This is a genomic window from Butyrivibrio sp. AE2015 (genome assembly GCF_000420825.1).
Taxonomy (GTDB): domain Bacteria; phylum Bacillota; class Clostridia; order Lachnospirales; family Lachnospiraceae; genus Butyrivibrio.
On the sequence record NZ_ATVR01000001.1, the window covers coordinates 17,450 to 39,456 of the forward strand.

The following is a 22,007-nucleotide window of genomic DNA, read 5'->3' on the forward strand; positions in this document are numbered from 1 at the left end:
TAAAATACTATATATAGTGTTAGTTTATCATAGCACCACTGCTTTGTAAAATGTCTGAAAGCTCCGCAAACTGTGATAATGCAAGAACTTCGCCCCTTGCTTTTTCGTCAATCCCCATTTTAACAAGAGCATCCTGAACCTGATCCCTTGTGACTCTCAAAGAAGGGTTATTTGAAAGAGAATTAGACAACGTCTTTCTTCGCTGATTGAAGGCTGTTCTAATTATCTCAAACATATACTTTTCATCTTTTACCTGCACAGGTCTTTTGTCATGTCTTTTGAGATAGACAGCTGCTGATCCAACTCCCGGCTGTGGTATAAAGCAACTCGGAGGAACATCCATAACGCTCTGTGCCTCGGCGTAATAAGCAACTGCAAGGGACAAAGAACCATAGTCTTTACTTCCGGGCCCCATAACCATCCTGTCAGCAACCTCTTTTTGAACCATTACCGTAACGCTCTCTATAGGAACTCCGCTTTCAAAAAGTTTCATTATGATCGGAGTTGTAATGTAATATGGTAGATTGGCAACTACCTTAATAGGTCTGCCTCCATTGTATTCCTTGACAATGGACTCTATATCAACCTTTAGTACATCCTCATTTATAACAGTGACGTTATCGTACTCTGAAAGGGTATCTGCCAAAACAGGCATCAGTGTCTTATCTATCTCCACAGCAACAACTCTTCCTGCTGACTCTGCAAGATACTGAGTAAGTGTTCCGATTCCGGGCCCTATCTCGAGAACACAGTCGTCTTTTGTAACGCCTGCTGCCTCAACTATTCCATCCAGGACATTTTCATTTATCAAAAAATTCTGACCAAATTTCTTTTTGGCACTCATATTGTATTTGGCCAATACCTCTTTGGTCTTTGCACTATTTCCTAAATATGCCATTTACACCTCCGCAAAAATGCCATACATGCGCTTGGCATTATCGGTTGTCTGCCTGATCACTTCTTCTCTTTCTATTCCCTTAATAGCTGCTATTGCATCTATAACATAAGGCAGATTCAAAGAGCTGTTCCTCTTTCCCCTGAAAGGTTCAGGTGAAAGATATGGACAATCCGTTTCAAGTAAAATCTTCTCCATAGGAGTCTGCTCAACGACCTCTTTTAATTTCTTGCCATTTTTAAATGTTATTACACCGCCGACTCCTATATAAAAGCCCATATCCACACAGATCTTAGCAACTTCTTTGGAATATGAAAAACAGTGTACAACGCCGCCAATCTCCTCAGCGTGCTCACTCTTCATTATCTCGATAGTATCTGCAGCAGCGTCCCTTGAATGGATGATAACCGGAAGTCTTTCCTGCCTTGCAAGCTGTAACTGCCTTCTAAACCACTTTATCTGAAGCTCAGGTGATGGATCTGGCCAGTGATAATCAAGCCCTATCTCTCCTATTGCAACACACTTGGCATCTGTGCTCCATTCTCTTAAAAGTTCAATATTATCTTCATTAAGCTCTTCAACTTCACTGGGATGAACTCCAACTGCTGCATATATAAAATCATATTTATGAGCAAGCTCTAAAGCCCTTGCTGTAGAATCTATACTTGCCCCCACATCAACCACATGATCAACACCCGCTGCCTTAACAGCCTCAATAAGCTCGTCTCTATCTATATCAAATTGCTCATCATCGTAATGAGCATGTGTATCAAAAATCATTATTTCTCCATAAAATACTTCATCTTTGAGGTTACCATAAATACAATACCACAAAAAAAGCACTCTGAAAACCGCGTAAATACGCACTTTTTAAAAAAATTTAAAAAAAATTAAAAAAAGTACTTGCATTAATGTTTATGACGTAGTAATATATCACTTGTCGTTAAGAACGGCACACAAATAAATGCGCTGCTAGCTCAGTTGGTAGAGCACCTGACTCTTAATCAGGTTGTCCAGGGTTCGAGACCCTGGCAGCGCACGCCGAGTACTGTTTTCGCAGGTATATCCTGTGGGGATGGTACTTTTTTTGCGCGTAAAATGAGCCATGCGAATGTAAAAATAGAACTGACCGTTGTAAACTGCATTTTAGCTTACATAAGGTCAGTTCTATTTTTATATTCATACGGCGAATGCCGCGACAACTCGAAATGCAAAGCATTTCGAGTATGTCGGCATGGCTCATTTATTTATGCGGCGAACGCCGCGTAAATGAGAAATCAGCACAGCTGATTTCGAATCTTGCGTGGCTCTATGTCGGCATGGCTTATTTTTGGGTCAACCGCGCATCATGCGCCCTTTTTGCCTTCTTCACTTTCTGTTTTCGGCTTGGCTTCAAACGCTGCCAATGTTCCATTCTCTCTCTTTTCTTTGATGTAATTCTCATACTTTTTCCTGGTATGCTTCTGATGTGCCCAGATTTTATCAGCTACCGGAGCCCACTCTTTTGCATACTCATCACATTTTCCGCAAAGATGCTCTACATCCTCTTCAGATTCTTCATTTGTTCCATGCGCTCCCGATCTTTCAACCATTTTCCTAAGGAGCTGTGGATTCTCAAGCATTGGACAAGGTCTTAAGTGATTGCGATTAAATGGCTGGCCTTTGTGATACTCCATGAATAACGGGCTCTGAAGCATCTCAAGTATTGAATGCGTATGAATGTTTGTATTAGAAAAATGAATAAATACGCAAGGTTCTGCATCTCCGCTTGAATTGATGTGGAAATAGTTTCTTCCGCCGGCAATACATCCTCCAACTGACTCTCCGTCATTTTGGAAGTCCATTGGGAAGAATCCTATATCACATCTATCACTTCTTAAGAACCTTATCTGATCTACCATCTTACGCCTCTGCTCAACTGTCGGCATAAGTTCAGGAACAGCGTTATTTCCAACCGGCATGTAATGGAAGAAGAAGCCAAATCTTGCTCCTTTTTCAGCGATGAACTCTATAAATTTTGGATCCGTTACTGCTTCAATATTGTTCCTTGTATAACAAATTGAAGTTCCATAGACTATTCCATATTTCTTAAAAAGATCCATTGCTTTCATTACTGCATCGTAATGACCTATTCCTCGTCTTGCATCATTGGTTTCAGGTGTTCCTTCAATAGAAAGCTGGAATGTGATATTTCCAAGTCTTACTACTTCTTTACAGAAATCTTCATCAATGAGCGTAGAATTATCAAAAATTGAAAATTCCACATCGTTATGTTTCTCAGCAAGTCTTAGGACATCTTTTTTACGTACAAGTGGTTCGCCACCTGTCATCATATATAAGTAAACTCCAAGTTCTTTTCCCTGAGTAACTATCTTGTCCATATCCTCAAAGGAGAGATTGTGCTTCGGGCCATATGTTCCAGACCAACAGCCTTCACAATGCATATTGCAGGCGCTGGTAGGATCGAAAAGAATAAGCCATGGAATATTACAATTATATTTTTCTCTGTTAGCTCTTATCATCTTGGTTCCCCTGAAAAATGCTTCATATCCAAGATTGAGCATCATCATTTTTGCTACATGTGGATCTGTCTCATCTACCACTCGATTAAGAAACTTAACCCATCTGTTATTCGGATCCTGAAATGCTTTTTTAACGAGTTCAAGTTTCTCCTTGTCTGCTCCCTCACCCCAGAATTTCCCCGCTTCATCTACAAGTTTAAGATAAGTTGCCGTCCTGTCCTCTGATTTATCCAGATGTTTTAAAAATCTGTCTATAAGAATACTAAACGCTTGCCTTTGAGCTTTGTGTGAAACTTTTTCCACAAATGTTGTCATAATATACCTCCGTCCTTTTTACACACGTATTGGTCAATCTCTCCCTCTTATTTGGATTATATAATCGGAATTTTGTTATTACATTGGACAAAAAAATGGTCATGTGACATTTTGGGACAAATCACTCGATTTGTCCGTGTCCTTATAAATTTCATTTATCTACTATATTTTATTTGGGATTTTCCTTATGACAACAATCTTATAAGTTCAATCATCTGTAAATAAATACAACCCGTATAGGCTCTTTTAGTCTATACGGGTTAATTTATGTTCTCATCTTCTATTACTTTTTCAGCCAGCCCTAATGTGAGTTTATGAATCTTTTCCATAAGCTGATCCGGAGTAAGGTTCATTCCCTCTTTTACCCAACGCATAATTGCTGATAAAAAAGCATCGCCAAAAAAAGTTACAAAAAACTCTTCATCATCACCAATAACCTTACTACCTTGTAAAAAGTATCGTGTTATTGGTTCAAAAGTCTCTAGAGCATACTCCCTTAACGAGTTCTGTCCATCAATTTGAAATGCTGTACTATAAAATTCTCTATCAGCATAAAAGCTCTTGCAAAGGTCATACATAACGTCCCAGCCTCTCTCATATGCCGAAAAGTTGAGCTTCCCTATACAACCAACATAGAATATCCAATTAACCAGATCATACTTGTCCTTGAAATGGTAATAAAAGCTCTTTCTGTTCATTCCACAGTCATCGCATATATCAGATACACTTATCTTTTCAAAAGGCTTTTCCCGCATTAGCTTTTTTAGTGATGTAGCCAGTGCATTTTTAGTGATATTTGAATCTGCCATATTCCACCTACTACTTAGCTGGTTTGCGCCTTGTCCGGGTTTTCCAACATCTCCTGCATGGTATGCCATCCAAGAACTGCACATTTAACCCTTGCAGGCATGTGTGCAACATCCTGAAGGGCTGCTGCCTCATCAAGCTCTTCAAGACTCGCCTCATCAGTGATATCACCTTTGATCATACCCATAAATAATCCGGCAAGTTTAATAGCTTCTTCTTTTTTCTTCCCAATGATCTGATCTACCATCATATCGACAGATGCCTGCGAAATCGCACAGCCACTGCCATCATACATACCATCTTCAATAACTCCGTCTTTTACCTTGAGCTGCAGTGTAATATCATCTCCACAGCTTGGGTTTACACCACGAAGTACAAGATCCGGATTTTCCATTTTGCCTTTGTGAACCGGATGAAGATTGTGTTCATTAACTATCTCACGATATAACTGCTTAAGCTCCATAGCCCATGACCTCTCTTACCTTTGAAAGCTTATCGAGGAAGATCTCCACTTCCTCTTCCGTATTGTAGAAATAAACACTTGCTCTTGCTGTTGAGCCTGCTCCAATAAACTGCATGAGAGGCTGTGCGCAATGATGTCCAGCTCTTATGCAAACATGGTCATCATTAAGTACTGATGCCATATCATGTGGATGAACTCCTTCCATTGTGAAAGTAATAATTCCGCAGTGCTTAGCAGGGTCTTCTGAACCAAACACCTTGATATAAGGCATCTTTTTGAGACCTTCCATCAAAAGAGTTGTAAGTTTTTCTTCCTGCTCTTTTATTGTATCAAATCCTACGTTTTTAAGATACTTAATTGCTTCAGCAAGTCCTACCGCATCACCGGCATTAACTGTTCCAGCTTCAAACTTGTGTGGAATCTCTGCATATGTAGCATCCTCTCTTGTTACATATTCGATCATCTCACCGCCTGTTAAAAATGGCTGCATCTTCTCGAGAAGCTCATATCTTCCGTAGAGTGCTCCTATTCCCATCGGTGCAAGCATTTTGTGTCCTGACAGAGCAAAGAAATCTGCTCCGAGATCCTTAACATCAACATGCATGTGTGGTGCAGACTGAGCACCATCAACAACCATGATAGCACCCTTTGAATGAGCGTAAGCTGCAATTTCCTTTATTGGGTTAGTCACACCCATAACATTTGAAACATGGCCAACTGCAACTATTTTGGCTTTGTCAGTTATCTTGCTTTCGTATTCTTCTCTGGTGATTGTTCCATCTTCTGTAGGTTCCATATATACAAGGTTGGCCTTGCACTTTTTGGCAACCATCTGCCATGGAAGCATATTGCTGTGATGTTCCATTACAGTTATTACGATATCATCACCCTCATGAACATTCTCAAGCCCATAGCTGTATGCAACAAGATTAAGAGACTCCGTTGTATTGCGGGTAAAAATAATCTCTTCCGGTCTGCTTGCTCCAATAAAATCCGCAACAACAGCCCTGGCGTTTTCATACTGCTCTGTTGCAGCCATGCTAAGGTCATATAAGCCGCGAAGCGGGTTTGCATTAGAAGTTTTATAAAAATCTGATACTGCATCCAGAACCTGCCTTGGTCTCTGAGAAGTTGCAGCATTGTCAAAATATACATAGTCGCCAGAATTCAAAATATCGAAATCCTTACGAAAGTCTCCCAAACTAGCCATTGTTTCTCCTATAATAACGAATTATTTTGCCATTAAACAATTCCCTGAATATAATACAGAACTTTCTGCATGATCTCAGGATCCGGAATCATACGTGCAACACTCTCAAGCCTTGCCTTAACAATGATTCTCTTTGCCTCTTCCTCATCAATGCCTCTTGTCTGCATGTAAAACAGAATATCCTCGCCAAGCTGTCCAATGGTAGCGCCATGTCTTCCATCAACATCCTCTTCCTGACAAAGAATTACAGGCATCGTCTTATTTACTACATCCTCGCTAAGAAGCAGAGCATCTTCCTGCTCATCACCTACAGAGCCAGAACTTCCATTCTTAAAATCAATAGTTCCTCTGAAAGTTTTGGAAGCATTGTCCATGAGAACACCCTTAAACTGCATGAGCGCTTCAGTCTTTTTACCTCTGTGGTCAGATACATAGTTTATATCAAGTGAATGGTCATCTCTGCAAAGATATCCCATATTGCTGTTAAATACAGACTCTTTTTCCACAAGATTTGTGTAGCATCCTGTCCAACTCTTTTTAGCTCCAAGTTCAAGAGAAACCAGATCTATCTGGCCCTTCTCAAAACAAGCTCCGCCTATATCATCAAAATGAATAAATCCATTTCCAAGAAGCTGAACTTTAACGAGTGTTATCCTGGCTCCCTCTTCTGCGAGAAGCCTTGTACTAACACCATGGAATCCTGTAGCATCTTTTTCAGATGAATACTCCATGATGACAGTTACTTCTGAATCCTTTCTAGCATGTATAACCTGTGAAGAAAGACTTCCCTGGCCATTTGCAAGATCATATCTGATCACGATAGGTCTATCCGCTTTTACATTCTCAGGAACTGTGTAGACTACAGCTTTTACACCAGTAGATATCATAAGCTCATCTATATCTATTCCCATTCCCGTGCGAATCGCCTGCTTTTCATCTCTGTAGGACATATCGCCATTGGGAGTTCCCGGAACTCCTGTTGTCTTAAGGATCTTTTCCTTATTGGCCCTAAATATTTCTCCGGCTTCCTCAAAAGTCGCATCTCTTTTTACTTCAATTTCATCAGAGATAACTGATTCTACAGGAGTACTAAGGCTATCTATTGTAATATCTCCGGCATTTAAAGTACTGTCATTAACATGCAAAAAATTGTATGTAAGAACAGGCAGTACATTAACCTTCATATTTATGTCTTTATTCATAGCTATCCTCACATGTTTCCACTCATCTCAAGCTTGATAAGATTGTTCATCTCAACGGCATATTCCAAAGGAAGTTCCTTTGAAACAGGATTTGCAAAACCGCTGACGATCATCGCTTTAGCATCTTCTTCTGAAATTCCGCGTGACATCAGGTAGAATACAGCTTCATCGCTAATTCTTCCGATCTTAGCCTCATGTCCTACATCAGCATCGTTAGTTCTGATATCCATTCCAGGAATAGTATCTGCTCTTGAAATACTATCAAGCATCAAGGAATCACATGATACTGAAGCTTTAGCTTTTTTAGCGCTCTTCTGTATTACTACGCTGCTTCGGTATGTTCCGATTCCGCCATCCTTTGAAATAGACTTTGTTGATATTACTGATGAAGTATGTTTACCCTGATGGACAACCTTTGCTCCGGTATCAAGGTTCTGACCCTTTCCGGCAAATGTGATTCCTGTGAATTCCATCTGAGAATTATCACCCTTAAGGATTGTCATAGGATAAAGATATGATGTATGGGATCCAAAAGAACCTGATACCCATTCCATTCTTCCGTTTTCCTCAACGATTGCTCTCTTGGTGTTGAGGTTATACATATTTTTGGACCAGTTCTCAATTGTTGAGTAACGAAGTCTTGCATTCTTGCCTACATAAAGCTCAACGCAACCTGCATGAAGATTGGCAACATTATACTTAGGAGCTGAGCATCCTTCGATGAAGTGAAGATCTGCACCCTCATCTACTATGATAAGAGTATGTTCAAACTGGCCTGCGCCGGCAGCATTTAATCTAAAGTATGACTGAAGAGGAATCTCAACCTTTACTCCCTTTGGAACGTAAACAAAAGATCCACCAGACCATACTGCTCCATGAAGAGCTGCAAACTTATGATCAGTCGGAGGAACAAGCTTCATAAAGTGTTCCTTTATCATATCTGCGTACTCACCGCGAAGTGCTGACTCTAAGTCTGTATAAATAACGCCCTGAGCTGCCACTTCATCTTTTACGTTGTGGTAAACAAGCTCTGAGTCGTACTGTGCTCCAACACCCGCCAGTGATTCTCTCTCTGCCTGAGGGATTCCGAGTCTTTCAAAAGTGTTCTTGATATCCTCCGGAACCTCTTCCCAGCTACCCTTCATATCAGACTTATGTCTTACATAAGAAGAAATCTTATCCATATCGAGTCCCTCTATGCTTGGGCCCCAATCAGGAATTTTGATATCGTTGTATAATTTCAGGCATTTAAGTCTAAAATCCCTCATCCATTCAGGATCATTTTTCTCTTCTGATACCTTTAAAACAGTTTCTTCTGTAAGACCTTCCTGAAGACGGTAGAAATCTTTGTCATTCTCTACGTCTTTGAAATCATACATACTGTGGTCTATATCTGCCACAACCTGCTTGTTATCGCTCATACAAACCTCTCAAATCCGTGCTCGTTAATCTCATCTACAAGTGTTCCGTCACCGGTGTGAACTATGCTTCCCTTTACAAGAACGTGAGTATAGTCAACATGCAGTGACTCTAAGATCTTGGTACTGTGTGTAATAATAAGGAGTGCTCCATCCTTCTTTTTCTGGTACTCCTCTATTCCCTTTGAAACTGTACGAACTGCGTCAACATCAAGTCCTGAATCTGTTTCATCAAGAATTGCAAATTTTGGATTAAGCATAAGAAGCTGTAAGATCTCAGCTTTCTTTTTTTCGCCGCCAGAAAATCCTACATTAAGATCTCTGTCAGCGTATGACTCATCCATTGAAAGAAGCTCCATTGCAGCTTTAAGTGACTTCTGGAAAGCCATAAGCTTAACAGGTGCTCCTGTCTGCGCATGATAGGCGTTTCTGATAAAGCTGCTAAGAGAAATGCCAGGCACTTCATATGGATTCTGGAAAGATAAGAACATTCCTGCTTTAGCTCTTTTATCAGCAGTAATATTTGTGATATCCTCTCCATCAAACATGATGTTTCCTTCAGTTACCTGATAATGAGGATTACCCATGAGAGTAAAACCAAGAGTAGACTTACCTGCGCCGTTTGGTCCCATAAGTACATGGGTTTCTCCCGGTTTGATGTCCAGGTTTATCTTATTTAATATAGGAAGCTCATTATCAATTGAAACTGATAAATCCTTTACGGTTAAAAGAGACTGATCTGACATGATAAAAACCCTTTCTATTTATGAAAAATCTTAAACTAATGTAATTCCTAGTAAGTTAGTAGGAATCATAATAACACCGCTAAAATTGTCTGTCAATCGACAAACACATAAAGTTTATCATAAAAGCCCTTGACATACCACATAAACTTAAGTAAAATACATACTTGTCAGCACCGTGCGGGTGTAGTTCAATGGTAGAACACTAGCCTTCCAAGCTAGATACGTGGGTTCGATTCCCATCACCCGCTTTACTGATTTTTTTTTGCATTTTTTCTAAATGCTAATGGTTTGCATTTGCATTTAACGAGACAGGAGGTCAAAATGGATTTAATCATTGATGTTGTAATTGACGCCGTAATTGATTCGGTTAAGATATTGCCATTTCTTTTTATCACATATCTGGTAATGGAATTTTTAGAGCACAAGACAGAGGAATTCACTTCAGATGTGGTTCAGAAAACTGAGCATTTTGGCCCTTTGTGGGGTGGTCTTATTGGTGTATTTCCACAGTGCGGATTCTCTGCTGCTGCTTCAAACCTCTATGCCGGCAGAGTAATAACATTAGGAACTTTGATAGCTATCTACCTCTCAACTTCAGATGAGATGATTCCTTTATTTATATCCAATCAGGTTCCACTTAGCACCATGATACCCGTTCTGGCGCTCAAGGCTGTTATAGGAATCATCGCAGGATTCATAATTGACGCTGTAGTTCATTATTATCACCGAATCCACAACAAAAGAGCTGATGATCCTGTAAGAATTGACGAGCTCTGTGAAAAAGAGCACTGCCACTGCGACGACGAAGAGTCTTCAGGGTTATGGGGCATCGTAAAATCAGCATTTGTTCACACAATCCACATTTTTATCTTTGTACTTGTGTTGACACTGGCCCTCAATCTTGTAATTGAAGTGATCGGAGAGGACAAGCTCTCAATGCTGCTTAAGACAAGTCCTGTTATCAGCCATATCCTTGCCGGACTTATCGGACTTATTCCAAACTGCGCAGCTTCAGTTATTATTACTGAGCTCTATCTCGATCAGATGATCACACTTGGAACAATGATGTCAGGTCTTTTGGTTGGAGCCGGAATTGGTCTTTTAGTTTTATTTAGAGTTAATCCTGAGAAAAAAGAAAACATCAATATAGCTCTTTTGCTTTTCGTGATTGGTACTGTATGCGGTCTCTTGATCGATGTTTTGGGAATAACACTTTAATGGAGCGGTTATGAATTGTAAGATACATGCTGAAAGCTATGATTCAATAATAGACAGAAACTGGCCTGAAGGCTTTAAGAAAACTCACCAAAGAAAAGACATATTCATTCTCTTATTTTGTAGTGACGAACCCATTTCCGCCGCTGAGATCTATGATCAGCTAAACTCCGGAGATTCAAAAGAAAAATATGCATTCTCTACTGTATATAGGAATCTTCTTGCTTTTGAAAAAGCCGGAATTGTCACAAAGACCATTCTCTCAACAGAAGCTGAGGCGGTTTATGAGCTTAAGAAAAGCAGTCACAAGCACTATGCAATATGCACTGTCTGCCACAAAAAGATTCCGATAAAGACCTGTCCTTTACATGATATCTCAAAGGTAGTCCAAGGTTCGCTTCCTGGATTTGAGATTACCGGACACCAGCTTGAGATATTAGGAATATGTAGCGAATGTCAGAAAAAAAGATAATAAAAAAGCCTTTCAATCAAATGATTGAAAGGTCTTTTTTTATTGTACTGGCTAAAGCAATTGATTATTAAAAAAATCTAATTGAATTAGTTGTTAGCTGATGTAGCTTCTGTAGCAGCTTCTTCTACAGATGAAGCGTCTGCTGCAGCGTCTTCTGAAGTAGCTTCTGTAGCAGCTTCCTCAACTGATGAAGCGTCTGCTGCTGCGTCTTCTGATGAAGCCTCAACTGAAGCGTCCTCAGATACAGCCTCTACAGCCTCTTCTACTGATACTTCTTCAACAGCCTCAACTGATGTCTCTTCTACTGCTGTCTCTGTTGTAGCTGCTTCGCCGCAACCAGCAAGAACTGCTGCTGAAAGTGTTAAAACTGAAAGTAATGTTACGATATTCTTCTTCATAATATTTTCTCCTCTTTTCGTACTAATTATTCTAGTCTGCATAGCAACAATTGCTATACATAATAGTGTGCAATTGCTTCAGTACAAAAGAAGATTATATACTCCAAAAAGAATATTGTCACGGACATAACTGTGCATAATATCTTAAGATTTTCTTAAGATATTGTGCATTTTTTACAAAAACTGTCACATTTAACCCTCAGAAGAGGCACTTGAAGCTTCAGATGGAGCCTCATTTTCGGTTTCTGTATCTTCTGAAGCTGTATCTCCGGAATCACTTACAAATAATGATACCGATCCGGTTTTGGTTTCAGAATCATATCTGAGGGTTATCGAAGTCTCATTTATTTTCAAACTTCCAAGATCGTCACAAGGCAGCGAAAAATCAGTGTTATTGTCATTGGTAACTACAAACTCATATTCAGTGCTGGCCTTTGTAAGATCAAGCACAACGCCCATAAGTGTGTATCCAGAATTAAGTGTTACATTATCACCTAAAAGGTTATCTGAATATGTGTCCGTTGTTTTATCATGCAGGACAACACTCACAAGATTCATTCCTGTTTTATTGACAAGATAGCACTGAACATCTCTGTGCTTTTCAGCTTCTTTTTTTTCTTCAGTTTCTTTTGCAAGAACATCCTTAAATCCACTCTGAAGGCTCTGATACTCTGCTGTTATTTCATTTATCTCAGCTATCGCTTCATCTATCTTTGTATCATTATATTTCTTATGGTCGATGTTCTCGTACTCTTTTGTCTTTTCATCGAGCTCCTGGAGTTTTTCCTCCATAGATGAATCTGTAATATCGAGGTACGTCTCTTCAGCGCTCTCTTTCGCCTCCATCATAAGGCCAACTGCGGTCTCGAGCTCCATGATCTTTTCATCTGTAGGTCCACAGGCTGATAAAAGAGCTGATGACATGATTAGTATCGTTGCTATTATTCCAAACTTTTTCTTCATTATATTTCTCCCTTTAGGGGATATTTTATCACACCCCCTCTGGGAAATTGTAATAGTAATCCATGATTAGTGCAACCACGTGTGAGTAACTGCATTTACCGGAAGAGACTCCGTTTACTTTTAAATTGGTATCTATAAATGTTTCAGCTGCCTTCTTCACTGTTTCTGTTTTTACAACAGCTTTTTCTTCCACCTTAACCCAGGCTTCATCTGTCATAAACTGATTATCATATTTTACTCTGGCTGAGATTTTTACATGGGAATTGTACTCTTCCTTGCTCACTGCCTTGTAAAAATCATTGTTTATATAATTCAAAACCCCAAGATAACCGCTGTACTGAAATACCGGATCGTCAGAACTAATGCAGGCAATAAATCCAAGGAAATTTGCCTCGTCCTCATATATGTACCCATGAGTGTGGGCAAGTTCATGACACATGGTAAAAGGCTTGTTCATTATAGACATTGTGTCGTTGTAATTTGCTTCCATTGAAAACGGGAAATAGTAGCCTTGCATATATTGCTGGCTCATGAAGTCAGAAAAATACAATGCCTTGGGAGTCACATAATAGCCACCTAAACGCGGAAATCTGTCCGAGATATTTGACATAGCCGCAATAGCTGTCTTTTGCATATCACCTTCATAAATTACATTTCCCTTCTCGTCATGTGGAACTTCTTTGGCAAGTTCATTGCACTTTTTTACCACATAATCTCTTAATTCTGCCAGCTGCTGAATGTCACATTCTGTTGAGTCTGCCCCGGAAAAGAGCTGAATCTTAGATGTATGATAAAGAATAAAGCAGTTAAGCGTCATAACCGTGCATATAATAGCCATTAGCACGGGGGAAATCTTATAAAGCGCATTAGAAATTCGCTCGAAATCCTTCTGGGCTTTGAAATATCTTTTGCCAAAGGATGCAGCTCTTTTACCATAAATTAGGAAACAAGAGTGAGCCAAAACAAAGATTACTGAGAACAGCACAAAAAGAACTATAAAAACAAGCATGATCTCGCCTACGGAAAATGGAAATACACTTGTCAGTCTTCCATATAATAATGTTATTACCGGAAAAATATTTTTGACATAAAAGTCAGAAAAAGCCGCACTTTTCCATGCGACAAAGTTAAGCAAAACACAGATTAAGATAATGAATAAAACCGGAACTGGAATTATAGATTTTCTTTCCTTCATGTAACGCTCCCCCGAGTATTATGTATTAATTCTAATAAATAAATATGTACTCATGATGTCTAAAAAAAATCTAAAATGTTCATAATTTATACATATCTTTGTGATTTGTCCAAAAGTTCTTGTGTTAAAATTAATGAAACATTTCTACTATATTAAGAGGTATTTTATGAGACTATTATTAGCAGATGATGAAAAAGAACTGACTAACGCTTTAGTAGCAATCCTTAAGCATAGCAACTACACTGTTGATGCAGTTTACAATGGAACTGACGCCCTGGATTACGCTCTTAGCGGTGAGTATGACGGCATTATTTTGGATATCATGATGCCCGGGCTTGATGGCATGGAAGTATTAAAAAAACTCCGTGAAAAAGGTATTTCTACTCCGGTTCTTTTCCTCACAGCAAAAACAGAAGTTGATGACCGCATACGAGGACTTGATCTTGGAGCCGACGACTATCTGCCCAAGCCTTTTGATATGGGAGAGCTGCTTGCAAGAGTCAGAGCCATGCTCAGAAGGAAAACCGATTTTGCTCCTACAAACCTCACCTGTGGAAACCTGACTCTGGACCGCGCCGGCTATGAGCTGATCACTCCTGATCACGAAAAGATCCATTTGGCAAGCAGAGAATTTCAGATGATGGAAATGCTCATGACCAGTCCCGGCAGAATCATCTCCGTGGATACTTTCATGGATAGGATCTGGGCCGACGGGGACGCCGATATCAACGTGGTTTGGGTATATATTTCAAACCTTAGAAAAAAGCTGACAGCACTTGAGGCCACCTGCGAGATCAAAGCTTCGCGAGGTGTTGGTTACTCAATCAACGAAACAAACTAATTTCTCTATAAAATGGCAGGTGTCATAAATGGTAAAAAAACTCAGAAAAAAATTTGTAGTAACAGCCATGCTGTCACTTCTTTTGATACTGGTCATCATGATTGGTGTAATTAATATCATAAATGTCAGGCATGTTATTTCCGAGGCAGATCGCTTATTAACTATGCTTGAAAATAATGACGGTTATTTCCCCGGAATGAAATTTGATGACCGACCTGAAGATTCCTCTCAATTTTCTTCTGAAGAAGAAATACAGCCTACAGCTGAAAGTTCAGTTGGTAACGAACCAAATCCACGGCCTATGAATCCAACAAACCCTTTTCAGTTTGACAAGCTAAACAGCAACAGAGATGCTGAAATGCCTTATCAATCGAGATATTTTTGGGTGAGACTTGATGCTTCCAATAATGTTACAGAAATAAATCTTGGACATATAGCATCCGTGACAGAAAATGTTGCTTCCGAATATGCAATTGATGTAGCCAATAACGCTCAAAGCAAAGGATTCTACCACACATACAGATATGTCTTATCCGAAAAAAATGATGGAACAAAACTTGTGATTTTTTCTGACCAGAGCGCTGCTATACTCAATATGTTGACTTTACTTCTTCAATCTGTTTTAGTTGGCCTTTGCGCCCTCATCGCAATGTTTATTCTGGTTTTCATATTTTCAAGCCAGGCTGTTGCTCCCGTTGTAGAATCTCTTGAAAAGCAAAAAAGATTCATCACAGACGCGGGGCATGAACTAAAAACTCCTTTGGCGGTAATATCAGCTAATGTAGATGTACTTGAACTTGAATCGGGGAAAAGTGAGTGGACAACAAGTATAAAGAATCAGGTTACAAGAATGAATGGTCTTGTTAAAAATCTCCTGACTCTTTCACGAATGGATGAAGAACGAATGCATGTTGTCTTTTCGGACTTTGATATGAGTAAAACCGTAAAAGATACCGCTGTTTCTTTTGAAGCTCTTGCAACCTCAAAAGGCAAAAAATATCAGATGGATATTGAAGATGGCATACATATTACCGGAGATAAAAATGCAATCAACCAGCTTGCATCACTTCTGTTAGATAATGCCATGAAGTATTCCTCAGAAAAAGGAAGCATTCATGTACTCTTAACCAAAGGCAATAAATACATTACTTTTGAAGTTTCTAATACCTGTGATGCAATTCCAAGCGGTAATCTGGATCGCCTATTTGATCGTTTCTACAGGGCTGATTCATCAAGAGCACGTGAAACCGGAGGCTACGGCATTGGCCTTTCAGTCGCCAGAGCAATCGCCACATCACATGGCGGCTCAATCGAGGCTCTCCGCGACGGCGACAAGATTATCCGCTTCGTAGTAACGCTACCAAAGGAACTACCAAAAAACTTACAGAAAATGAATTAATAGCACTATAAACTCTTTAGCAAGAATAAGTATCCGTAAAATAAACATCGCAAAGAACTGTAATTCTCCGAGTATTCAATGTTTTTAAAAATCACGGATACTTATACTTTTTTATATTATTTGAGTTTTTAAATGGAGTTGACAAACTATGAATCCAGCAGTATATACGGCACAGAATAATTATTTATTTTCAATGGCAGTAATTATATTTACAATTGCTTTAGTACTAATCTTCAGAATCGTTATGTCATATTATATTGCTAAGCGTGGGAATATGATAGTATCTGCTAAAGGGATAGACCCAAGAGATGTTCACATGTTCTCATTGGCAATGTTTATGTCGGTTGTTTTTGGCGTTTTATTTGGATATATCTTTGTTTTTTGGTTTTCGTCTGCATTCCCATCAAATGAAGAAAAACATAAAATTGTACCTTATGTTGAGGAAAATGAGGCAGAAGAATAAAGATGATAGGCTATCTGAGGGGATGTTCTATTATCGGACATCTCTATTTTTCTATTATCTTCTATATTAAGTATTCTATTTTTCGATAAATAATCATTCAAAGCATCTTATTGATGCTATTGGGGAGAGGATAATATAGATGTTGTCTGTTACTCAACGATTGGAATCAGTATCACAACCGTTTGGCGGATATGTTCCCAAAAAACTTTTTGTGGAAAAACAGTATGATGATGGTATTTATGTACCCGAAATTGGTGCAGAATTTGCGCCTACTCAAGGTATGGTTGTTGACTACCTTACTCGCTATATGATAACTGATGATAAGCTTGCATCTTTTGATATATCAATTCGTGGAGCTAAAAAAGTTGATTATTCGCTGGGAGGAGATAATGAATACAAAAATGCGTTAAAATTGCTCAAAGGAATAAATGGGCTAGATTATGATTCAATTTATAATGCATGCAAAATTGTTGGGTATGATTCTGCTTTAAGAAGAGGAGTAGAGACTTTTAAAAGTGTAGATTTTATAAAACCTACGGACCTTCTTATAAGTAATATTCGCATTATGGTTGAAAGATGCATTTTCTTTTTAAACGATATAGGCCCGATAGTAGAAAGCGAAGTCACTTTTCCTTATGGATATACAAAGCTGGTTAGTAGCGGTGATGGCGATTATATGACTAAAGATACGCTTATTGAGCTCAAAGTATCAAAGTCAGCATTATTACCCAAATGGTCTCTGCAGCTTCTAATGTATTACTTACTGGGAATACATTCAACTAATGAACATTTCATGGATATAGAGTCATTATGCATTTATAACCCCTTTGAAAATAAGAGTTATGTAGTTAGAGTTGACAGAATAACTGATGAAACAAAATATATAGTGTCTCATGAAATACTCGGATATAAAATGAAGTACGAGGCGTTGAAATATGACAACATAAATCATGACACATATTATGACTATTCATCATGGAGGGATGTTGATGGCTCTGATGAACTTATTTATAACCAGCTAATTCTTGAAAATGAAAGAAATGGTTTTGATGTTAATGAGTATCCTAATGGGATACATAAGATATCCATCGAAGATTATTGGTCTTATTTAAAGACAGTAGATGATAGATATAAACGTGTGCTAAGACCAAGATTTAAAAACATTGAATATATCAATTTTGTAAAAAACAGTGGATATATTATGTTTCTTTCTGTTTCTCCTACAGGCCAATTGAGCATCTTGCATGGAGCCAAAAAAGAAACTACAAATTATTCAGTTGAATATTTCTACGAAAACATGGGGAATTATGCAAATAGGGTAGTCTCACTTTTTTCGAGCTACTGGGACACTTTATATGCAATATCTGAGAGTTTACGAAAGTTGGCTCCTAGTACAGAACCTTTAAAAAGAAATCATTATTCAAAATACATAGACACTCAAAAAAGTCTAGGAATTAAACCCTTATCATTTAAGAAATGGTATAACGAGAGAGGCAAAAACATATGCCTTTCAGGAAAAGTACATGGCTGCATAGTAGATATAGACTATTTAAATCATATTTATATAAATCCTTTTGACGGGACTATTGTTCCTTATTTTGCAGTTTCTATGTATGACAAGGATGTGTATAGAAACACTTTAAGCCTAATATCAGCTCAAAGGCCAGAGATGCTAGAGTCCCTTAAAGAAATTGCCATGAAAGAAGATACAGCTGTTATGGCATCAGATGCACAGGTATATCAGCTCGTTAGCATAAATGATGAAATAAGTACTGAAACTGTAAAAGTATATGATTTCAGCATGTACTCTGTGTCAAACAAGCTAAAAGCGTTGCAACAGATTTATGACAAAAATCTTATTCAAGTGTGGTATGACGATATACTAAAGGACAAAAAGGCTCTTTTAGATATAAAGACAAGTAATGTTATTGATGTTGATTATTTCTCCAATGGTTTAAAAATTGACTCGGATGCTGCTTCTGAGTTAATGGGAAAAGCTATTTTGCAAAATACCGGAGAAATGGCAACACTTGTCGATTATAGAGATGAAAATGACATTGATGTTATGTTTGAAAGTGGAATGAGGGTAGATCATACCAGCATGAGAAAATGGATCAGGGGCAAAGTAGATTCTGATTCTGCATCAATGAGTCTGGACAGGGAAACTATTCAGGAAAAAAGAGAACGACATAGAATCAAGTATGTTGGTATGAGTAAAGAAATGAAGTGTGGAATGATTGCTACAATAGTAAAATATGAAAATTGTAACAATATAACAGTAAGATTTGAAAATGGACAAGAAAGGTGTGGTGTCACTCTTAAAAGATTCAAAGCTGGAACTATTGTCCCTTTTCATGTGTAATTATTTCTATATCACTAAGAATAAGTAGTGTTATCTGCAGAAAAGGACATTTCTTAACATGCCAAAGATATGAAAGGGAGCAGGAAAAGTGGGGTTCACAAAGCGGAAAGAAAAATGTATTAGCATGAACGTGATAAGGCTATTATTCTGGATGCTGTGTTTGGCATTTTTAGCTTCTTGTGGTAATAAGGCAGATGGTTTTTCTTCGAATGTCAGCAGTAATGAAAGCGCTGATATATCTACTAGTCAAGTTTCAGTAACTACCAAAACTGATGATGTCGCAAAGAATGAGATTAATATAGAACTTTCTAATGATGAATTAGTATTATCTAAGAATGGAAAAATCATCGAAACTTTACCGACATATATTAATTTGGCTGATGAACAATTTAATCTGTCAAAAGTATTACAAGTGCTGTTTTTCGATTACACAGCTGATGATATTACAGATATAGCTGTTTTAGGAGAATCGATTCATGGCGAGTATGTTTTACTATATAACGGAATGCTGCTGGAAAATGAATCTGGAATAAAAGAGGATACATTTGGATATTTCGGGAATCTAAGTAAAGCTCAACTTAATGAAATGGGCTGTGATATTACTGAGGATGGCATCAAGCGTGCACTTCTTGGAGATAATACTGAATGTATATACAACAGCTATCGTGAATTGTATACACAACTTGCAAGAGCTTATCATATTTCAAATAGTGAATATATGTATGACCTTATCTATGCTGATGAAGATGAGATTCCAGAGCTAGTTATAAATAAACTTGGATATTATGTATATCTATTTACTTATGAGAACAGTAAAGCAAGATGTTTGATGGATAAATGGGGATATGGTGCTATGGGAAATCATGGATATAGCTATTTCCCTGGCACAGGCATCTATTATAATAACAATGCAGATTATGCAGGTGCAATATATACTGAATCTTATATGTCAAAACATGAAAATGGTGAGATTCAAACAGATTACTGGGTTCAAACAAATTATTTTCAAGATATCGATGAAGATGGAATGCCTTCGTATGAGGAGCTAAATACTACATTTGGGGATGTTGGGAAAATTGAGTACCATTGTGTTTTCGATGAAAACATGTCAGAGGATGATATTAAGAAAATAGTAGACAATTATAATAAACAAGAGCTAGTGGAATTAGGTGGGAAATACGAGTATGAAACAATAATGCTTCAACTGCAATGAAAATTCAAACAATCAGGTTATAATGAATGATGATAATGTCTGCTTTGAGGAGCATATATGAGTAACGAAAGAGAATTAGCAAAAGATATGATGGCCGAGCTAAAGCGCCATGGAATAGAGGCAACATATCAGGATTATGAGGCCAGAAAAGCAAGATTGATTGATTTAAACGATGGTTTTCATCAACTGCTGGACTTTATTCCGGATTTTATTATGATAGACCTTTTAAAAGAATATGAAGTGGGTTTTTTAAATGAGTACAGTAATATTGATGAACTTGTGGACGGAATTTTGGGATACAAGCACGGATATGTGCAGCTAATGCGGAAGATTGCAAGGCATTTCTTTGTCTTCAATTCTCATACAAAAGAATTTGAACTTGATAAGAATTTTGAAGGATATACAGCTTCGCAGCTTGAAAAAATGGCAAGGTGGAGCAAACCAGAGCTTCTAAAGGCTGATATCAATCCTTCAATGACGGTTTTTGAAATTGATGCTAAAGTGCGTGAAAACGGACTGAAAAGAAGTTTAAGAGTCACTGATGATGAATACAGTGTTATAACCGCGTATAGCAATGCTGACGCTGAAGTAAAGGAAAAGGTTAGAGTAATACTAAACTTAAAAAAAATTTGACGAAATTCGATTTATTGTTATAATAAAATCAGGCAAGGAACTAATTAGCTTAAAAACATGGCGAAAGCCCTAGAGATGGCGGTCTCTAGGGCTTTCTTTTTCGGCTCTATTATAGATCGTTGCCGCGTTTATCTCTGTCGAGCCACTTACAGATGTAGTTGGCGGCTACTCCTGCCAGAACAGAGATTAAGAAACTAATTAGCAATTCCACGGCTTAGCACCTCCTTTCTGTTGCCAGAATGAGGGCGACAACGTCCCTAATTATACCACTTTGTAAATAACATAGTAGTACGATAAATATCCAATACAAATAATCGTGTTCATAACAATTATAATTATTGCTAAAGGCCAACCATATAAAAATAGCAAGTGCTGTGGGAACGATTTATTTTGAGCAGATGATACATGACAAAATAAAAAAGCATTTCAGATTATGTTTTGAATAACATGATATAATCTGAAATGCTTTTTTATTTTGACTTATGTATCACTGCGAAAAATTCCGAGTTCCCACGGCACTTGCTATTTCTATATGGTGTCCGTCTCGCACCACTTATCGCGTAGCCACACCTTAAAGCTCGTCGCTCTTTACTGCTACTGGTCTTGAGCATGTGATCTCAAGGTTTCCATTTCTCTGACGTATCTCGTCGATCATTCCCTTTGTTGAAGCCTTTGCTCTCATTGCTACCTTATAGTTGAGCTTGTAGAGACTTCCCATTCCTGATGTCTTCACTTCCTGAAGCTCTGCTCTTGTTGTGTATCTCTCAAAGATGTCATCAAAGATTCCTTCAAAATCAAGGCTTTCAGGTACTGTGATCTTAACTGTCTTTTCCTCATTGGCGCCTTCGCCAAAGCTGCAGTTTGAAAGAATCAGGTTTGCTACTGAAATGATAACTGCAAAGATCGCTGCAATTCCGATATATCCCATACCTGTTGCAAGACCAACTGCCATAGCAAGGAAGATGATAGCTATTTCTTTTCCTGAACCAGGTGCAGAACGGAATCTTACAAGTGAGAAGGCTCCTGCCACTGCAACACCTGCGCCAACATTTCCGTTAACCATCATGATAACTACGCCAACAATTGCCGGAAGCAATGAAAGTGTTATGATAAAGCTCTTTGAATAGCTGTTCTTGATTGAATACATAAATGCGATGAAAATACCGATTGCAAGTGAGCAAAGAGTTGCTATCAGGAATGTTGCTCCTGTTATTGTTCCATTTGAAAAAATTGATCCAAAAATTAAATCTGTCTGCGTTGTCATTTTATATAATC

21 protein-coding genes and 2 tRNA genes are annotated in these 22,007 nt (G+C 38.3%); 10 read left to right on the forward strand and 13 right to left on the reverse strand.

Annotated elements, in window-relative coordinates; translation table 11 throughout:
* Positions 1-19 precede the first annotated feature (19 nt).
* Entirely contained in the window at positions 20-898 is an 879-nt protein-coding gene (gene rsmA / locus G585_RS0100090) for a 16S rRNA (adenine(1518)-N(6)/adenine(1519)-N(6))-dimethyltransferase RsmA (RefSeq protein ID WP_022772108.1), read from the reverse strand.
* Complete coding sequence (locus tag G585_RS0100095) at positions 899-1,675, reverse strand: TatD family hydrolase (RefSeq protein ID WP_022772110.1); 777 nt, start codon at positions 1,673-1,675, stop codon at positions 899-901. It abuts the gene before it with no gap.
* Positions 1,676-1,861: 186 nt separating this feature from the next.
* On the opposite strand from G585_RS0100095, the gene G585_RS0100100 reads away from it, so the two are divergent.
* Positions 1,862-1,934: transfer RNA gene (locus tag G585_RS0100100), tRNA-Lys, on the forward strand.
* A gap of 307 nt (positions 1,935-2,241) precedes the next feature.
* Here G585_RS0100100 and G585_RS0100105 read toward each other — a convergent pair.
* The 7 genes from G585_RS0100105 to sufC form a co-directional block, all read right to left on the reverse strand.
* On the reverse strand, positions 2,242-3,732 hold the full coding sequence (locus G585_RS0100105) for a radical SAM protein (protein WP_022772111.1): 1,491 nt from the start codon (positions 3,730-3,732) through the stop codon (positions 2,242-2,244).
* A gap of 260 nt (positions 3,733-3,992) precedes the next feature.
* Positions 3,993-4,541, reverse strand: a complete 549-nt coding sequence (locus G585_RS16560; RefSeq protein WP_022772112.1) for a TetR/AcrR family transcriptional regulator C-terminal domain-containing protein — start codon at positions 4,539-4,541, stop codon at positions 3,993-3,995.
* A gap of 14 nt (positions 4,542-4,555) precedes the next feature.
* Positions 4,556-5,002: a Fe-S cluster assembly sulfur transfer protein SufU gene (gene sufU / locus G585_RS0100115; protein ID WP_022772114.1), complete on the reverse strand. Its 447-nt coding sequence runs from the start codon at positions 5,000-5,002 to the stop codon at positions 4,556-4,558.
* A complete protein-coding gene (locus tag G585_RS0100120; protein ID WP_022772115.1) occupies positions 4,992-6,212 on the reverse strand; it encodes an aminotransferase class V-fold PLP-dependent enzyme in 1,221 nt (406 codons plus the stop codon). Before G585_RS0100120 ends, sufU begins: the two co-directional genes overlap by 11 nt.
* Before the next feature lie 32 nt (positions 6,213-6,244).
* The gene (locus G585_RS16565) at positions 6,245-7,414 is read right to left on the reverse strand and encodes a SufB/SufD family protein (protein ID WP_022772116.1); all 1,170 of its coding nucleotides are present in this window, start codon (positions 7,412-7,414) and stop codon (positions 6,245-6,247) included.
* Between the two features lie 8 nt (positions 7,415-7,422).
* The gene (sufB, locus tag G585_RS0100130) at positions 7,423-8,835 is read right to left on the reverse strand and encodes a Fe-S cluster assembly protein SufB (RefSeq protein ID WP_022772118.1); all 1,413 of its coding nucleotides are present in this window, start codon (positions 8,833-8,835) and stop codon (positions 7,423-7,425) included.
* A complete protein-coding gene (gene sufC, locus G585_RS0100135) occupies positions 8,832-9,578 on the reverse strand; it encodes a Fe-S cluster assembly ATPase SufC (protein ID WP_022772119.1) in 747 nt (248 codons plus the stop codon). The genes sufB and sufC overlap by 4 nt, the downstream gene beginning before the upstream one ends.
* A 177-nt stretch (positions 9,579-9,755) precedes the next feature.
* Between sufC and G585_RS0100140 the strand changes: the two genes are divergently transcribed.
* The 3 genes from G585_RS0100140 to G585_RS0100150 all read left to right on the forward strand — a co-directional run bounded on the left by G585_RS0100140 (position 9,756) and on the right by G585_RS0100150 (position 11,265).
* Positions 9,756-9,826: transfer RNA gene (locus G585_RS0100140), tRNA-Gly, on the forward strand.
* Positions 9,827-9,899: 73 nt separating this feature from the next.
* On the forward strand, positions 9,900-10,796 hold the full coding sequence (locus G585_RS0100145) for a putative manganese transporter (RefSeq protein ID WP_022772120.1): 897 nt from the start codon (positions 9,900-9,902) through the stop codon (positions 10,794-10,796).
* 10 nt (positions 10,797-10,806) lie between these two features.
* On the forward strand, positions 10,807-11,265 hold the full coding sequence (locus G585_RS0100150) for a Fur family transcriptional regulator (protein WP_022772122.1): 459 nt from the start codon (positions 10,807-10,809) through the stop codon (positions 11,263-11,265).
* An 86-nt stretch (positions 11,266-11,351) separates the two neighbouring features.
* Here the strand turns inward: G585_RS0100150 and G585_RS0100155 are convergent, their stop codons facing one another.
* The 3 genes from G585_RS0100155 to G585_RS0100165 all read right to left on the reverse strand — a co-directional run bounded on the left by G585_RS0100155 (position 11,352) and on the right by G585_RS0100165 (position 13,821).
* A complete protein-coding gene (locus tag G585_RS0100155) occupies positions 11,352-11,663 on the reverse strand; it encodes a hypothetical protein (protein WP_022772123.1) in 312 nt (103 codons plus the stop codon).
* Between the two features lie 192 nt (positions 11,664-11,855).
* The gene (locus G585_RS0100160) at positions 11,856-12,626 is read right to left on the reverse strand and encodes a hypothetical protein (RefSeq protein WP_022772124.1); all 771 of its coding nucleotides are present in this window, start codon (positions 12,624-12,626) and stop codon (positions 11,856-11,858) included.
* Between the two features lie 28 nt (positions 12,627-12,654).
* The gene (locus G585_RS0100165) at positions 12,655-13,821 is read right to left on the reverse strand and encodes a DUF3810 domain-containing protein (protein ID WP_022772126.1); all 1,167 of its coding nucleotides are present in this window, start codon (positions 13,819-13,821) and stop codon (positions 12,655-12,657) included.
* 166 nt (positions 13,822-13,987) lie between these two features.
* On the opposite strand from G585_RS0100165, the gene G585_RS0100170 reads away from it, so the two are divergent.
* From G585_RS0100170 to G585_RS0100195, 6 genes are all read left to right on the forward strand, one after another.
* A complete protein-coding gene (locus G585_RS0100170; RefSeq protein ID WP_022772127.1) occupies positions 13,988-14,662 on the forward strand; it encodes a response regulator transcription factor in 675 nt (224 codons plus the stop codon).
* Between the two features lie 28 nt (positions 14,663-14,690).
* The gene (locus tag G585_RS16570) at positions 14,691-16,061 is read left to right on the forward strand and encodes a sensor histidine kinase (protein ID WP_022772128.1); all 1,371 of its coding nucleotides are present in this window, start codon (positions 14,691-14,693) and stop codon (positions 16,059-16,061) included.
* A 148-nt stretch (positions 16,062-16,209) separates the two neighbouring features.
* Entirely contained in the window at positions 16,210-16,524 is a 315-nt protein-coding gene (locus G585_RS0100180) for a hypothetical protein (RefSeq protein ID WP_022772130.1), read from the forward strand.
* A 139-nt stretch (positions 16,525-16,663) separates the two neighbouring features.
* The gene (locus G585_RS18595) at positions 16,664-18,886 is read left to right on the forward strand and encodes a hypothetical protein (protein ID WP_022772131.1); all 2,223 of its coding nucleotides are present in this window, start codon (positions 16,664-16,666) and stop codon (positions 18,884-18,886) included.
* A gap of 160 nt (positions 18,887-19,046) precedes the next feature.
* A complete protein-coding gene (locus G585_RS0100190; protein WP_155827683.1) occupies positions 19,047-20,099 on the forward strand; it encodes a hypothetical protein in 1,053 nt (350 codons plus the stop codon).
* 57 nt (positions 20,100-20,156) lie between these two features.
* Complete coding sequence (locus G585_RS0100195; RefSeq protein ID WP_022772134.1) at positions 20,157-20,732, forward strand: hypothetical protein; 576 nt, start codon at positions 20,157-20,159, stop codon at positions 20,730-20,732.
* 571 nt (positions 20,733-21,303) lie between these two features.
* Here G585_RS0100195 and G585_RS0100200 read toward each other — a convergent pair.
* Entirely contained in the window at positions 21,304-21,996 is a 693-nt protein-coding gene (locus G585_RS0100200; RefSeq protein WP_022772135.1) for a DUF4956 domain-containing protein, read from the reverse strand.
* Positions 21,997-22,007 lie beyond the last annotated feature (11 nt).

What these genes read in the sequence shown, in the direction of transcription:
- G585_RS16570 (WP_022772128.1), top strand. Translation starts at nt 14,691, where the DNA reads ATGGTAAAAAAACTCAGAAAAAAATTTGTAGTAACAGCCATGCTGTCA.
- G585_RS16560 (WP_022772112.1), bottom strand. Translation starts at nt 4,541, where the DNA reads ATGGCAGATTCAAATATCACTAAAAATGCACTGGCTACATCACTAAAA.
- G585_RS0100195 (WP_022772134.1), top strand. Translation starts at nt 20,157, where the DNA reads ATGAGTAACGAAAGAGAATTAGCAAAAGATATGATGGCCGAGCTAAAG.
- rsmA (WP_022772108.1), bottom strand. Translation starts at nt 898, where the DNA reads ATGGCATATTTAGGAAATAGTGCAAAGACCAAAGAGGTATTGGCCAAA.
- sufC (WP_022772119.1), bottom strand. Translation starts at nt 9,578, where the DNA reads ATGTCAGATCAGTCTCTTTTAACCGTAAAGGATTTATCAGTTTCAATT.
- G585_RS18595 (WP_022772131.1), top strand. Translation starts at nt 16,664, where the DNA reads ATGTTGTCTGTTACTCAACGATTGGAATCAGTATCACAACCGTTTGGC.
- G585_RS0100095 (WP_022772110.1), bottom strand. Translation starts at nt 1,675, where the DNA reads ATGATTTTTGATACACATGCTCATTACGATGATGAGCAATTTGATATA.
- G585_RS0100180 (WP_022772130.1), top strand. Translation starts at nt 16,210, where the DNA reads ATGAATCCAGCAGTATATACGGCACAGAATAATTATTTATTTTCAATG.
- G585_RS0100160 (WP_022772124.1), bottom strand. Translation starts at nt 12,626, where the DNA reads ATGAAGAAAAAGTTTGGAATAATAGCAACGATACTAATCATGTCATCA.
- G585_RS0100150 (WP_022772122.1), top strand. Translation starts at nt 10,807, where the DNA reads ATGAATTGTAAGATACATGCTGAAAGCTATGATTCAATAATAGACAGA.
- G585_RS0100170 (WP_022772127.1), top strand. Translation starts at nt 13,988, where the DNA reads ATGAGACTATTATTAGCAGATGATGAAAAAGAACTGACTAACGCTTTA.
- G585_RS0100155 (WP_022772123.1), bottom strand. Translation starts at nt 11,663, where the DNA reads ATGAAGAAGAATATCGTAACATTACTTTCAGTTTTAACACTTTCAGCA.
- G585_RS0100200 (WP_022772135.1), bottom strand. Translation starts at nt 21,996, where the DNA reads ATGACAACGCAGACAGATTTAATTTTTGGATCAATTTTTTCAAATGGA.
- sufU (WP_022772114.1), bottom strand. Translation starts at nt 5,002, where the DNA reads ATGGAGCTTAAGCAGTTATATCGTGAGATAGTTAATGAACACAATCTT.
- G585_RS0100165 (WP_022772126.1), bottom strand. Translation starts at nt 13,821, where the DNA reads ATGAAGGAAAGAAAATCTATAATTCCAGTTCCGGTTTTATTCATTATC.
- sufB (WP_022772118.1), bottom strand. Translation starts at nt 8,835, where the DNA reads ATGAGCGATAACAAGCAGGTTGTGGCAGATATAGACCACAGTATGTAT.
- G585_RS16565 (WP_022772116.1), bottom strand. Translation starts at nt 7,414, where the DNA reads ATGAATAAAGACATAAATATGAAGGTTAATGTACTGCCTGTTCTTACA.
- G585_RS0100105 (WP_022772111.1), bottom strand. Translation starts at nt 3,732, where the DNA reads ATGACAACATTTGTGGAAAAAGTTTCACACAAAGCTCAAAGGCAAGCG.
- G585_RS0100120 (WP_022772115.1), bottom strand. Translation starts at nt 6,212, where the DNA reads ATGGCTAGTTTGGGAGACTTTCGTAAGGATTTCGATATTTTGAATTCT.
- G585_RS0100145 (WP_022772120.1), top strand. Translation starts at nt 9,900, where the DNA reads ATGGATTTAATCATTGATGTTGTAATTGACGCCGTAATTGATTCGGTT.